The organism is Kosakonia sp. LAM2021 (assembly GCF_016620385.1).
GTDB lineage: Bacteria > Pseudomonadota > Gammaproteobacteria > Enterobacterales > Enterobacteriaceae > Kosakonia > Kosakonia sacchari.
Genome location: NZ_JAENHT010000001.1, coordinates 1,097,460 through 1,111,113, shown reverse-complemented (window position 1 = coordinate 1,111,113; position 13,654 = coordinate 1,097,460). Strand labels below are relative to the sequence as shown.

13 protein-coding genes are annotated in these 13,654 nt (G+C 51.9%); 4 read left to right on the top strand and 9 right to left on the bottom strand.

The genetic code is table 11. The features are described from left to right. Positions 1–137: 137 nt before the first annotated feature. Positions 138–902 (bottom strand): phosphatidylglycerophosphatase B, encoded by a 765-nt coding sequence (gene pgpB / locus JKP81_RS05295; RefSeq protein ID WP_200550847.1) that lies wholly within the window; start codon positions 900–902, stop codon positions 138–140. A 196-nt stretch (positions 903–1,098) separates the two neighbouring features. On the opposite strand from pgpB, the gene ribA reads away from it, so the two are divergent. Next, positions 1,099–1,686, top strand: coding sequence for a GTP cyclohydrolase II (ribA, locus tag JKP81_RS05290; protein ID WP_016495874.1), 588 nt, complete (start codon positions 1,099–1,101; stop codon positions 1,684–1,686). A gap of 47 nt (positions 1,687–1,733) precedes the next feature. Here ribA and acnA read toward each other — a convergent pair whose 3' ends face one another. From acnA to topA, 6 genes are all read right to left on the bottom strand, one after another. Further along, positions 1,734–4,409, bottom strand: coding sequence for an aconitate hydratase AcnA (gene acnA, locus JKP81_RS05285; RefSeq protein WP_200550846.1), 2,676 nt, complete (start codon positions 4,407–4,409; stop codon positions 1,734–1,736). A gap of 174 nt (positions 4,410–4,583) precedes the next feature. After that, positions 4,584–4,682: a small membrane protein YmiC gene (gene ymiC, locus JKP81_RS23530; RefSeq protein ID WP_234455536.1), complete on the bottom strand. Its 99-nt coding sequence runs from the start codon at positions 4,680–4,682 to the stop codon at positions 4,584–4,586. Between the two features lie 138 nt (positions 4,683–4,820). Next, positions 4,821–4,991 (bottom strand): hypothetical protein, encoded by a 171-nt coding sequence (locus tag JKP81_RS05280; protein ID WP_200550845.1) that lies wholly within the window; start codon positions 4,989–4,991, stop codon positions 4,821–4,823. Position 4,992: 1 nt separating this feature from the next. Next, positions 4,993–5,154: a YmiA family putative membrane protein gene (locus JKP81_RS05275; RefSeq protein ID WP_082071763.1), complete on the bottom strand. Its 162-nt coding sequence runs from the start codon at positions 5,152–5,154 to the stop codon at positions 4,993–4,995. A 317-nt stretch (positions 5,155–5,471) separates the two neighbouring features. Next, positions 5,472–6,446 (bottom strand): HTH-type transcriptional regulator CysB, encoded by a 975-nt coding sequence (gene cysB / locus JKP81_RS05270; protein WP_016495871.1) that lies wholly within the window; start codon positions 6,444–6,446, stop codon positions 5,472–5,474. A 180-nt stretch (positions 6,447–6,626) separates the two neighbouring features. Beyond that, on the bottom strand, positions 6,627–9,224 hold the full coding sequence (topA, locus tag JKP81_RS05265) for a type I DNA topoisomerase (protein WP_200550844.1): 2,598 nt from the start codon (positions 9,222–9,224) through the stop codon (positions 6,627–6,629). A 397-nt stretch (positions 9,225–9,621) separates the two neighbouring features. Between topA and JKP81_RS05260 the strand changes: the two genes are divergently transcribed. Then, the gene (locus JKP81_RS05260) at positions 9,622–9,873 is read left to right on the top strand and encodes a YciN family protein (RefSeq protein WP_200550843.1); all 252 of its coding nucleotides are present in this window, start codon (positions 9,622–9,624) and stop codon (positions 9,871–9,873) included. 30 nt (positions 9,874–9,903) lie between these two features. Here JKP81_RS05260 and sohB read toward each other — a convergent pair whose 3' ends face one another. Further along, on the bottom strand, positions 9,904–10,950 hold the full coding sequence (gene sohB / locus JKP81_RS05255) for a protease SohB (RefSeq protein ID WP_200550842.1): 1,047 nt from the start codon (positions 10,948–10,950) through the stop codon (positions 9,904–9,906). Between the two features lie 214 nt (positions 10,951–11,164). Between sohB and JKP81_RS05250 the strand changes: the two genes are divergently transcribed. Together JKP81_RS05250 and cobO are read left to right on the top strand one after the other, a co-directional pair. Then, complete coding sequence (locus tag JKP81_RS05250; RefSeq protein WP_200550841.1) at positions 11,165–11,920, top strand: YciK family oxidoreductase; 756 nt, start codon at positions 11,165–11,167, stop codon at positions 11,918–11,920. Next, positions 11,917–12,507 carry a cob(I)yrinic acid a,c-diamide adenosyltransferase gene (cobO, locus tag JKP81_RS05245; RefSeq protein WP_200550840.1) on the top strand — a complete coding sequence of 197 codons (591 nt, stop codon included), beginning with the start codon at positions 11,917–11,919 and terminating at the stop codon, positions 12,505–12,507. Before JKP81_RS05250 ends, cobO begins: the two co-directional genes overlap by 4 nt. Positions 12,508–12,705: 198 nt before the next feature. Here cobO and rluB read toward each other — a convergent pair whose 3' ends face one another. Beyond that, a complete protein-coding gene (rluB, locus tag JKP81_RS05240) occupies positions 12,706–13,596 on the bottom strand; it encodes a 23S rRNA pseudouridine(2605) synthase RluB (protein ID WP_200550839.1) in 891 nt (296 codons plus the stop codon). Positions 13,597–13,654: the final 58 nt, after the last annotated feature.

The window sequence follows — 13,654 nt, the reverse complement described above, 5'->3', positions numbered from 1 at the left end:
ACGTCCCGTTATGTGCTGCCGAGCGATGAATTTATATGCAACGACTGCATTCAGCCCTATAAACTACCATTTTAGCGCCCGGCGCGAAATGGAAATGCATGATGTTAAAATCTGATTTGCGGGCGAAACAGCGGAAATCAACCCTCTTGATCGCGGGCAATGATTTCCGGTACTTCCTCCGCAGGCGGCGTGAGCGGGCCACAAATGCGCTGGGCAAGCCAGGTCGCCAGCGTCACAAGCAACCAGGATATCAACGTTGCAACCACCAAATCGCGCGGCCAGTGCATGCCTAACAGCAGTCGGCTACCCATTACACCTGTCGCCCACACAAGCAGCACAGCAATCGTCCATGTCCGTCTGCGTGGCCACAGCAGCCCAACGGCTAATAATGCCCAACTTGCGGCAAACATGGTATGTCCGGAGGGAAAAGCGAAACCCGTCTCTTTTTGCCAGTGTTTACGTAAAAACCCAGGAATATCATGCTGGCTGGAGAGTTGTTTTTTCACTAATTCTCCCCGCTCCTTACGTTTCAAAGTGTAGAACTGTTCGGACTGAACATCGTGCGTTTTTTCCAGCCAAAGGACGAAAGGTCGCGGTTCCTGAACACGCTCTTTGACAAAGGATTTAACCCCTTGTCCTGCCAGAATCGCGCATCCAAGAATAACGAACAGCATCACCGCAGCTTTGAGGCGAAAACGCAGGCACCAGAGAAACCACGCGCACAACACGACATGCGTGATAATTCCCCACGGTTGGGTGACGGTTTCTGTTAACCAGTATAAAAAATGCAGCCACCAGCGGGTTTGCCCCGGCTCCCAGTTCCAGCCGGAAATCCACATTATCAGCGGCATAATCAATAGAATCGCCGCGCCTGCTGTTGTTCGCATTGCAATGGAAAGCATCTTTTCTCCTTCTGATTTCGCGAACCAATATAACTGAAAAATAACATTTCCGCTGAAACCTGCGCATTTGTGCGTTTAAACGGCAATGCGTGGGTCACCAGTAGGCGATGCGTAATGCATTGTGGCAAAATAAGGTTATACAGAAGGCCAACAGGCTAAAGGTGCGCAGTGCACCACTAAAAATCCGGAGATTCACATGCAACTTAAACGTGTGGCAGAAGCCAAACTGCCAACCCCATGGGGCGACTTCCTGATGGTGGGTTTTGAAGAACTGGCAACCGGGCAGGATCACGTCGCTCTTGTTTTCGGTGATATTTCCGGGCAACTGCCCGTACTTGCGCGCGTTCACTCCGAGTGTCTGACCGGCGATGCCTTGTTCAGCCTGCGCTGTGATTGCGGTTTTCAGCTTGAAGCGGCGCTCAATCACATTGCAGAAGAAGGACGCGGCGTACTGCTTTATCATCGCCAGGAAGGCCGTAACATCGGTTTGCTGAATAAAATTCGCGCGTATGCGCTGCAGGATCAGGGCTATGACACCGTTGAAGCGAACCATCAGTTGGGTTTTGCTGCCGATGAACGCGACTTCACGCTTTGCGCAGATATGTTTAAATTGCTGGCAGTAGACGAAGTTCGTCTGCTGACCAACAATCCGAAAAAAGTTGAAATTCTTACCGAAGCGGGAATCAACATTGTGGAGCGCGTACCGCTGATTGTCGGGCGTAACCCGAAAAACGCGCACTATCTGGATACCAAAGCAGAAAAAATGGGGCACCTGCTGAAATAAGCGCCCCATCGGTGATGAAACAGGCCTGCAAATGCAGGCCTTTATTTTTAGTTCAACATATTACGGATCACGTAATGCAGAATGCCGTCGTTGCGGTAATAGGTAAGCTCCGTCGACGTATCAATGCGACAGCGGCACTCAAGCGTCTCCTGCCTGCCATCGGCGCGAGTTAATGTCACGGCTAACGTACCTCCCGGCGTGATGTTTTGCAGATCGGTAACGTCGAGCTTTTCCTCTCCCGTCAGTGCCAGCGTTTTTCGCGTGACACCTTGTGGAAACTCAAGCGGCAGGATCCCCATACCAATCAGGTTGGAACGGTGAATACGCTCGAAGGATTCAGCAATCACCACACGAACCCCCAACAAGCGCGGCCCTTTCGCCGCCCAGTCACGGCTGGAGCCAGAACCATACTCTTTGCCGGCGATCACCGCCAGCGGCGTGCCCTCTTGCTGATAGCGAACAGCGGCATCATAAATAGAGACCACTTCACTGCCCGGCAGATGACGCGTCATGCCACCTTCTACGCCTGGCACCATTTCATTGCGAATGCGGATATTGGCGAATGTCCCGCGCATCATCACTTCATGGTTGCCACGTCGCGAGCCGTAGGAGTTAAAGTCCCGGCGCTCAACACCATGGCTCTGCAAATAGCGACCTGCCGGGCTGTCCGCTTTGATGCTACCTGCCGGCGAAATATGGTCGGTGGTGACCGAATCGCCCAGCATGGCCAGGATCCTCGCGCCATGAATATCTTCCACCGGTTTCGGCTGCGCCTGCATATCTTCAAAGAATGGTGATAACCGGATGTAAGTCGAGTCATTCTGCCAGCCATAAGTATCGGAGTGCTCAACCTCAATCGTCTTCCACTCCGGCGTGCCTTCAAACACCTCGGCATACTCTTTGCGGAACATCTCAGTAGAGACTTGCTCAACCGCGCGGGTAATCTCACTGCTCGTTGGCCAGATGTCTTTCAAATAGACCGGATCGCCTTTCCGGTCATGGCCGAGCGGGTCGGTGGCGAGGTTAATATTCATATTGCCCGCCAGCGCATAAGCCACTACCAGCGGCGGAGAAGCGAGCCAGTTCGTTTTTACCAGGGGGTGAATACGTCCTTCGAAATTACGGTTGCCCGAAAGCACCGCACCAACGGTAAGATCGCCTTCCCGGATCGCCTGTTCAATGGGCTCTGGTAACGGCCCGGAGTTACCAATACAGGTGGTACAGCCATAACCGACAAGGTTAAAGCCCAGTTCATCCAGATAAGGCGTTAATCGCGCCTGTGCAAGATAATCCGAAACTACTTTCGAGCCAGGGGCCAGCGATGCTTTCACCCACGGCTGACGTTTGAGCCCGGCGGTGACTGCTTTTTTAGCCAGCAGGCCGGCGGCCATCAACACACTGGGGTTGGAAGTATTGGTGCAAGAGGTGATCGCAGAAATTACCACTGCGCCATCCGGCAACTGATATTTATGTCCGTTCAACACATAATCGACCGGTTTACGATCTTTTTGCGCCGTGTTCAGTTCAAGTTCCGAGCTGGCGGCGAAGGCTTTAGGCACATCGCTCAACGCGACACGATCTTGTGGGCGTTTTGGCCCGGCGAGGCTTGCTTCAACATCTTGCATATTCAGTTCAAGGGTGCTGGTAAAGACGGGTTCATCGCCCGGGTTACGCCACATACCTTGTGCTTTTGCATAAGCCTCAACCAGCGCGACTTGCTCTTCGCTGCGTCCACTCAGGCGCATATAATCGAGCGTCACACCATCGATAGGGAAAAAGCCGCAGGTTGCACCATATTCCGGGGCCATATTGGCAATGGTGGCACGGTCGGCAAGCGGCAGCGAATCAAGGCCATCGCCGTAAAACTCAACAAATTTACCGACAACGCCGTGTTTACGCAGCATTTGCGTGACCGTCAGCACCAGATCGGTTGCCGTGATCCCTTCTCTCAATTTACCACTCAGTTTAAAGCCGACGACATCTGGTATCAGCATTGAGACCGGCTGCCCAAGCATCGCCGCTTCAGCTTCGATTCCTCCCACGCCCCAGCCCAACACTCCGAGGCCATTAATCATGGTGGTGTGAGAATCAGTGCCGACAAGTGTGTCCGGATAGGCAACCCACTCTTTGTCCTGCAATTCGCTCCAGACCGCTTTGCCGAGGTATTCGAGATTCACCTGGTGGCATATTCCTGTCCCCGGCGGCACCACGCTGAAACGGCTAAACGCCTGCTGGCCCCAGCGCAGGAAAGCATAACGCTCATGGTTACGTTCCATTTCAAGGCGGACGTTCTCTTCGAAGGCGTCATCGTCCCCGAAGTGGTCAACGGTAACAGAGTGGTCAATCACCAGATCAACCGGGGATAGCGGATTCACTTTGGCGGTATCGCCCCCAAGGCGTTTCACCGCTTCACGCATCGCCGCTAAGTCAACGACGGCAGGAACGCCGGTAAAGTCCTGCATCAGGACCCTTGCAGGGCGATAAGCGATTTCGCGATCGGCGTGCGCACTGTCGAGCCAACCGGCCAGGGCACGGATATCTTCTTCAGTGACGGATTCCTCGTCCTGCCAGCGCAGGAGATTTTCCAGTAAAACTTTTAGCGACTTGGGTAGTCGTGAGATATCCCCAAGTTGTTTAGCGGCCAGCGGCAAGCTGTAGTAGTGATAAGTTTTGTTCTCTGCCTGCAACGTGTCCTTACTGGCTTCGCGTAGGGTTGACGACATGTGCTCCTCCTTAATTACAGGGATTGCTTACCCTGATGCTCTTCAGGGTCTGTAATTAAAGATAACACAAACATATCGTAACGTTTTGATAACAACCAAAATTGCTACAAAAGGGAAAATCTTTCAGGAGAAGGGATATAAAAAAACCTCGCAGATGCGAGGTTTTTCAATTCATTACCGAAGGGTAGCCCAGACAACCTGTCCCCAGAAAAGGATGGAAACAGAAAAAGCGGCTAACCACGACCAATATTTCATTCCGCAATCATTACGCATAAATTTATTACCAGAAAATCTATTCATTAAAACTGAGTCATTACTCAATTCATTTATGCTGTGTATTAATTAAAGAGTACAAAAGAGCACATCAATGAATAGCCGGGATAAATTCCCACGTTTATTCTGATGATATATTTATTGTTTTTTGAAGTCGTCTTCAGAGAAGGCTTCAATAAAAGCTTGCTGCTGCGGCGTCAGCTTCCAGGAAGCCGGAATAGAAGTCACAGGTTTCTTTTTCGCTTTAGCTGGTGTGTCATGTAATTGACATACTTGCTTAACCGGTTCGAATCGACCTGCTATAGCCATTTTAACCCCAGAATTTCCAGATCAATAACGCAACGACTGCCCAAAATACGGCAGAGCCAAGAAATACCGCCAGCCAGGCTTTACGCTTAAGCTCAGGGTCCCTTTGCGGCTCTTCACTTCCTGATGGCATTGCTAACCTCGTACAATCGACATCACTTATCATTTTGGGTACCAACAATCGGTGTAATTAATCATGAGATGAGACAAATCCTAAAAGAACTTTAGCCGAAAATCCAGTGAATTTACTCACCAATTCCAAAGAAATATTTAATCTTTTGACCCGAAATAAATTATTGAAGTAATAAATTTGCAGAGCAGCAATTTAGTTTCTATTTTTGTCGCTAAATAGTGACAGTGTCGGCGTTAAAATTGTGAAGGCAATCACCCGCAAAGGTGATTGTATCAAAGATGAAGATAATTCTAATTTGGCTTTAGGAGACATTATGGGTATCTTTTCGGGCGATAAGATACCCTACGGCATTATTTCTGCGGCAACTTAATATCTTTAAACATCGCTTCAATATCTTCATTAGAACGCAACGCCACAGCTGCATCGACAACATCGCGCGTTAAATGTGGCGCGAAGCGCTGAATAAAATCATACATATAGCTACGCAGGAAGGTGCTGCGACGGAAACCTATTTTAGTGGTGCTGTGGCTGAAAATTTCGTGAGCATCCAGTTTAACCAGGTCCGGATCGGAGATCGGATCCACCGCCATGCTGGCAATAACCCCTACTCCCAGCCCCAGTCTGACATACGTTTTGATAACATCTGCATCTGTGGCGGTGAAAACGATTCGTGGCGTCAACCCTGCACGATTAAACGCCGTGTCGAGCTCCGAACGACCGGTGAAGCCAAAGGTGTAAGTCACCAGCGGATATTGCGCCAGCTCATCGATACTGACCGACTGCTTAGACGCCAGTGGGTGATCGGGTGTCACCACAATTGAGCGATTCCAGTGGTAGCACGGTAACATGACCAGATCATCATATAAATGCAGCGCTTCGGTGGCGATGGCGAAATCAGCATTGCCTTTAGAAACCGCTTCTGCAATCTGTGTTGGCGATCCCTGGTGCATGTGCAATGAAACGCGCGGATAGCGTTCGATAAACCCTTTGATCACATTAGGCAATGCATACCGCGCTTGTGTATGCGTGGTCGCAACATACAGCGAGCCCTTATCCGGCCAGGTGTGTTCCCCCGCCACCGATTTAATGGCATCAACTTTGGATAATACTTCACGCGCAATGCGGATAATTTCCTGGCCAGCGGGCGTCACCTGAGTGAGATGTTTGCCACTGCGGGCGAAAATTTGTATGCCGAGTTCATCTTCCAGCATGCGGACTTGTTTACTGATGCCAGGCTGAGAGGTATAGAGCCCTTCCGCCGTGGAAGAGACGTTGAGGTTGTGATTCACCACCTCGACGATATAACGAAGCTGCTGTAGTTTCATAACAGACCATCCGAAGTACGCAAACGGGGTTATCGCTTAATACGATTTGATAATAAAAAAGCGGTTAGCTATAACAACTATATCATTTATAGCTTCCATGTATAGCAGCGAACAAAGAATAATAACGCGCAAATAAAAAGGGCCGGAAAACCGGCCCCTGAAGGTATATGGCTGAAAAAACTACTTTTTAGCTTCAGTCCATTTATTGTCGATATAAAACGCTGACCACCCGGTCGCTTTCCCGTCTTTTTCCGAAGCAACATATTGCTGCCTGGTTTTACGGCTAAAACGCACAATGGTTTTATTGCCCTGCGGATCTTCCTGCGGTGCGTCTGCAAGATAACGCAGTTTTTCCGGCAGACGGTCACGGAAGCGGTACAGTTCTTCTACCAGCGGTGCACGTGTTTCGCGAGATTTCGGGAAGGTATTCGCCGCGAGGAACACCCCGGCTGCGCCATCACGCAGAACAAAATAGGCATCCGATTTTTCACATGGCAGCTCAGGCAACGGCACCGGATCCTCTTTCGGCGGTGCAACTTCTCCGTTACGCAGGATCTTACGCGTGTTTTTACACTCGTCGTTGGTGCAAGCCATGTACTTACCAAAACGCCCCATTTTCAGGTGCATTTCAGAACCGCATTTTTCACACTCAACGATGGGGCCGTCATACCCTTTGATGCGGAATTCGCCCTCTTCGATCTCGTAACCATCGCAGGTCGGGTTATTACCACAGACATGCAGTTTACGCTTCGGATCGATCAGGTAGCTGTCCATCGCCGTACCACATTTCTGGCAACGGCGTTTGGCGCGCAGCGCGTTAGTTTCCGCGTCGTCACCTTCCAGCACATTGAGCACTTCGTTTTCCGGCACCAGGTTAATGGTGGTTTTGCAGCGCTCTTTCGGCGGTAACGCATAGCCGGAACAGCCGAGGAAAACCCCGGTACTGGCGGTACGAATACCCATTTTACGGCCACAGGTCGGGCAATCGATGCTGGTCAGCACCATCTGGTTCGGACGCATACCGCCCGCTTCAGGATCCTGTTCAGCTTGTTCTAGTTGGCGAGAGAAATCGCCAAAGAAGCTATCCAGCACCTTGCGCCATTCCGCTTCGTGATTTGCCACGCGGTCGAGGCTGTCTTCCATCTGTGCGGTAAAATCGTAATTCATCAGTTCGCGGAAATTCTCTTCCAGGCGATCGGTAACGATTTCACCCATTTTTTCCGCGTAGAAACGGCGGCTTTCAACACGCACATAACCCCTGTCCTGAATGGTCGAGATGATCGACGCATAAGTAGACGGGCGGCCAATACCGCGTTTTTCCAGCTCTTTTACCAGCGAAGCTTCGCTAAAACGCGCAGGTGGCTTGGTAAAGTGCTGTGCTGGCGTTAACTCTATAAGCGAAAGAACATCGCCCTTATTCACCGCAGGCAACGTACGATCTTCATCGCCTTTGCGCAGCGCGGGCATGACTTTTGTCCAGCCATCAAAACGCAGGATGCGACCACGGGCTTTAAGACGGAAATCGCCCGCGCCCACTGTCAGCGTGGTGGAATCATACTGAGCAGGCGTCATCTGACAGGCGACAAACTGGCGCCAGATCAGCTGATAAAGCTTCTGCGCGTCGGATTCCATGTCTTTTAACGATTCAGCTAACACCGCGACATCAGAAGGACGAATGGCTTCGTGCGCTTCCTGAGAATTCTCTTTGCTGGCGTACTGATTAGCGTTTTCCGGCAGGTACTTTTTACCAAAGTTATCAGTAATGTAGCTGCGAACCATCGACACGGCATCTTGGCTCAGGTTCGTCGAGTCGGTACGCATATAGGTGATGTAGCCCGCTTCATACAAACGCTGCGCCATCATCATGGTTTTCTTGACGCCAAAACCCAGACGCGTACTGGCGGCCTGTTGCAGCGTAGAGGTAATAAAGGGTGCACCCGGTTTGCTGCTGGTCGGCTTATCTTCCCGCTCCAGCACCATATAACGCGCTTTTTCCAGCAGGCTGACTGCCGCCATGGTTTGCTCGCGATTAACCGGGCGGAAGGCTTTATCACCTTCATGAGTCACCTGCAGCGGCAGCGTATCGCCACCAGGCGTTGCTGTAGCAGCGTCGATCTCCCAGAACTCTTCCGGCACAAACGCTTTAATTTCGCGTTCACGCTCAACAACCAAACGCACAGCAACAGACTGTACACGGCCAGCGGAGAGACCGCGGGCAATTTTCTTCCACAGCAGTGGAGATACCATGTAGCCCACCACGCGGTCCATAAAACGGCGCGCCTGTTGAGCGTTCACACGGTCAATATTCAGTTCGCCCGGCGTTTCGAAGGCCTGACGAATCGCATTCTTGGTAATTTCGTTAAACACTACGCGGCTGTAGCGTTTCTCATCGCCGCCAATCACTTCCCGCAGGTGCCACGCAATGGCTTCCCCTTCGCGGTCAAGGTCGGTTGCGAGATAGATGTGGTCGGCTTTTTCCGCCAGCGATTTCAGCTCTGAAACCACCTTCTCTTTACCTGGCAGCACTTCATAATGTGCATCCCAGTTATGCCACGGGTCGATCCCCATACGATTGACAAGAGCGCCGCGTTCATCCTTTTTAGGCTTCTTAGCCGTTTTGGCGGAGGCTGAGTCTGCGCTCTTTTTGGGTGCTGATCCACTGGTCGGCAAATCACGGATATGACCAACGCTGGATTTAACCACATAGTCATTACCCAGATATTTATTGATCGTTTTGGCTTTTGCCGGGGACTCAACGATAACGAGAGCTTTACCCATATTCACCTTTACCTAATTAAATTCTTCCAGAAATTCGTCGCATGTCGCTTCAGACCCACCGGCGACGAGCATTCAATATTGCGGCGGCGTCAATGGATATCAACCCTTTTTTTAACAAAGCGCGTAAAACGGAGCGTTCAGGTGACTGAGTTTACAGGCTTTTTCGCGCCAGGGCGCAGTAGCACAACGATATAACGGTCGAATGTCAAGCAAATCTGTTGCCAGATTGACGAAAGCGTCACACTGTACCTGATAAAATTTGTTACGCAACTTTATTAGCATGCAAAAGCGGATCACGCCAGCACAACGACCGGGCAAAGCCCTTGCAAAAACAGGGAAAATTTGCCCCTGAACCAGGCCAGCGGTAAACTGACGAAATTTTTTAAGGAGTAGAAAAATGCAAGAGACATCTCAGCCAATCGATCGCCAGTCTCTGCTTGAACTGGCTAACAAACTGATCAGTGAGCATGAAGACACACTATCCGGTATCGTCGCAACCGGCGTCAGTCAGCGTAACGGCGTGCTGGTTTTCAGCGGCGAGTATTTTCTTGATGAGCAAGGCTTGCCGACGCCGAAAAGCACTGCGGTATTCAACATGTTCAAATATTTAGCGCATGAACTTTCTGAAAAATATCATCTGATCGACTAAAGAAAACGCGAGGCCTGAGCCTCGCGTTTTTTACATCATTGGTTTTTGCCCACGCTGCCACCAGCGCATCAGCAAATGATCGATGCTCTCCATCGCACTGCCCGTAAATCGCTCCATCAGTTTTTTACGCTGCTGATAGCGCACGCCAATCACTTCGTGATCTTCGATAAGCCCCAGCAGCAGGTCATCGCTGGTGCCAATGGCGTCGATCAGTCCTTTATCAAGCGCCTGGGAGCCGTACCAGTGTTCGCCCGTCGCCACGCTTTCAATATCCAGTTCAGGGCGCATCTGGTGAACAAAACCTTTAAACAGATCGTGAGTTTCGTTCAGGCTTTCGCGAAATTTCTGCCGCCCTTCTTCTGTGTTTTCACCAAGCAGTGTCAGAGTTCGTTTGAACTGACCCGCTGTGTGCAGCTCAATGTCGATCTCTTTGCCTTTAAGGAAGCGGTTAAAGTTGGGGATCTGCGCCACCACGCCGATAGAACCGATGATCGCGAACGGTGCCGCAACAATTTTATCGGCCACACAGGCCATCATATAACCGCCGCTGGCAGCCACTTTGTCGACGGCGATAGTTAGTGGGATATGCTTGTCGCGCAAACGTTGTAATTGGGAAGCGGCAAGACCGTAGCCATGTACCACACCTCCCGGGCTTTCCAGGCGCACAACGACTTGATCCTGCGGCGTTGCCACCGCCAGCACTGCCGTTATCTCTTCACGCAATGCATTGACTTCGCCCGCGTCCATGCTGCCTTTGAAATCGAGCACATAGGCACGCGGCGCGCCTTTTTCTTGCTGTTCGCCGGCCTTCGCCTTCGCTTTTGCCGCTTTTGCTTCCAGCTTCAGTTTTTTCTTCTGCGCTTTGTGCCAACGTTTCTGTTGGTGGTCATCCAGCAAGGAGACCGACATCTCCTCTTGCATCTCTTTATATTGCTCACTCAAACGGATGACTTTCAGTTCTCCCCGCTGGCGTTTGCGCTGTGTCAGATTGACAATCAGCACGGCCACCACGGCAATCGCCACGACAACAGTCGCGATTTTGGCCAGAAACAGGCCATACTCAGACAGTAATTCCATCCATACCACCTCGATTACACCTCTCGACAATCGCACCAGTGTACATGAGCGATGCAGGCACGTCTCGCGTAAGCCATTGGTACAATGTGCCATGTTGCTGAATTTTTTCGTAAAGGTTGCGCAACCTTCCCGCAGGCTGATTGAAATAGCCCTCTGTTTAAGGCATAAAGCCAACATGTGAAGGCGATAACAGGCCCCGGCCTGAGGAGAGAGAGTGCATTATCAGCCACAACGTGATTTGTTAAACGATCGCATCATTCTGGTGACCGGTGCCAGCGACGGCATCGGAAAAGAAGCGGCGCTGACCTACGCCCGCCACGGTGCGAGCCTTATTCTGCTGGGCCGAAACGAAGCGAAACTGCAGCAGGTTACACGTGAGATTGAACAAGAAGGCCAGCAGGCGCAGTGGTTTACCCTTGATATGGCAAACTGCACCCCGGAAATGTGCCAGCAACTGGCCGATGCCATTGCAGCCTCGGTGCCACGCCTGGACGGTGTGTTGCACAATGCCGGTTTACTCGGGGATGTATCGCCAATGAGCGAGCAAGTTCCGGCAGTCTGGAGCGCGGTGATGCAGGTCAACGTGAACGCCACCTTTTATCTCACCCAGGCGCTTCTTCCTTTATTACTTAAATCGGATTGCGGATCTCTGGTTTTCACCTCTTCGAGCGTTGGTCGCCAGGGGCGTGCGAACTGGGGCGCTTACGCTGTGTCGAAATTTGCCACCGAAGGGATGATGCAGGTGCTGGCCGAAGAGTATCAAAACCGCGTGCGGGTTAACTGTATTAACCCGGGTGGTACGCGCACCAAAATGCGTGCCAGCGCCTTCCCGACTGAAGATCCAGAAAAACTGAAAACCCCCGCCGATATTATGCCGCTTTATCTGTGGCTGATGGGCGATGACAGCCGCCGTAAAACCGGTATGAGCTTTGATGCCCAACCAGGTCGCAAACCAGGAATTTCACAATGAGCGAAGAACGATATCAGCAGCGTCAGCAGCGCGTAAAAGAGCGTGTAGATGCGCGCGTCGCCGCAGCCCAGGATGAGCGTGGGATCATTATTGTCTTTACCGGAAACGGTAAAGGGAAAACCACCGCCGCGTTCGGTACGGCAACACGCGCAGTCGGGCATGGTAAAAAAGTGGGCGCCATTCAGTTTATCAAAGGGACCTGGCCAAACGGCGAACGCAACCTACTGGAACCGCTGGGCGTGGAATTCCAGGTCATGGCAACCGGTTTTACCTGGGATACGCAAAACCGCGAAAGCGACACCGCAGCCTGTCTGGCGGTCTGGCAACATGCCGAACGAATGCTGTCCGATCCCGCGCTGGATATGGTGCTGCTGGATGAACTGACCTATATGGTGGCCTATGATTACCTGCCGCTGGAAACGGTACTGAATGCATTACGCAAACGTCCGGCAAGCCAGACGGTGATTATCACCGGACGCGGCTGCCACCGCGATATTCTTGATCTGGCGGATACCGTCAGCGAATTGCGTCCGGTGAAACACGCTTTTGAAGCGGGAGTGAAAGCGCAACAAGGTATCGATTACTGACGCAACGTAAGTACACGGTCATCGAAGGAAGAGCTTTTTGCCCTGGGATAAAGGCCTGAAACCTTAACAGGCAGCTTCTGCCAGCGCGTGAGATTTCGCACAAGCGATCAGGCTGAACCAAACCAGATTCACGCCCAGGGTTTTCAGTTAGCAACAAAAAAGGGGCTTTCGCCCCTTTTCTCTTATTCTTTATTAAGATCAGTCGTTTTTATTACGCGTACTGCCGGGGCGACGACCACCACCGGACTTGCCAGCCGGCTGGCTGTGACGTTTCACCGCACGGCGGATCTGGTTCGCTTTCATGCGACGGCGATCTTTCTCCACGGCCACTTTGGATTGCGTTTCCGCGTCCAGCCCCACCAGCTCGCGCAGGTAGTTGGTTTGCGCCAGATCGAGTTCCGTCCAGCCGCCGCGAGGCAAACCTTTTGGTAGCGGAATATCGCCGTAACGTACGCGGATCAGGCGACTGACCTGAACACCAACCGCTTCCCACAGGCGACGCACTTCACGGTTGCGCCCTTCGGTCAGGGTGACGTTGTACCACTGGTTAATGCCTTCACCACCGCTAAACTTGATGGTTTTGAACGCCGCCGGGCCATCTTCCAGCTGCACGCCGCGCGCCAGATCGCGCAATTTCGCGTCATCAACTTCGCCAAAAACACGTACCGCGTATTCACGCTCAACTTCACGGCTCGGGTGCATCAGGCGGTTCGCCAGTTCACCATCGGTGGTAAACAACAACAGGCCGCAGGTATTAACATCGAGGCGACCTACCGCGATCCAGCGCGCACCGCGCAGTTTCGGTAGACGATCAAAAACAGTCGGGCGCCCTTCCGGATCGTTACGCGTACAGAGTTCGCCTTCCGGTTTGTAGTACGCCAGCACGCGGCAGATCTGCTCCACGGACTCTTTCACCGAAATAAGGTGACCGTCGATACGGATTTTCAGAGCAGACGTCACTTCCACGCGATCGCCCAGTGTGGCGATTTTGCCGTCCACGCTTACGCGTCCAGCCTCAATAATAGATTCGATTTCACGGCGGGAACCGTGGCCAGCTCGCGCCAGCACTTTCTGTAGTTTCTCGCTCATAGAGCTTCCTTCAGGTGTCGCCTTCACAGGCGTCGAATAGGGTCATCAGGTCGGCGAA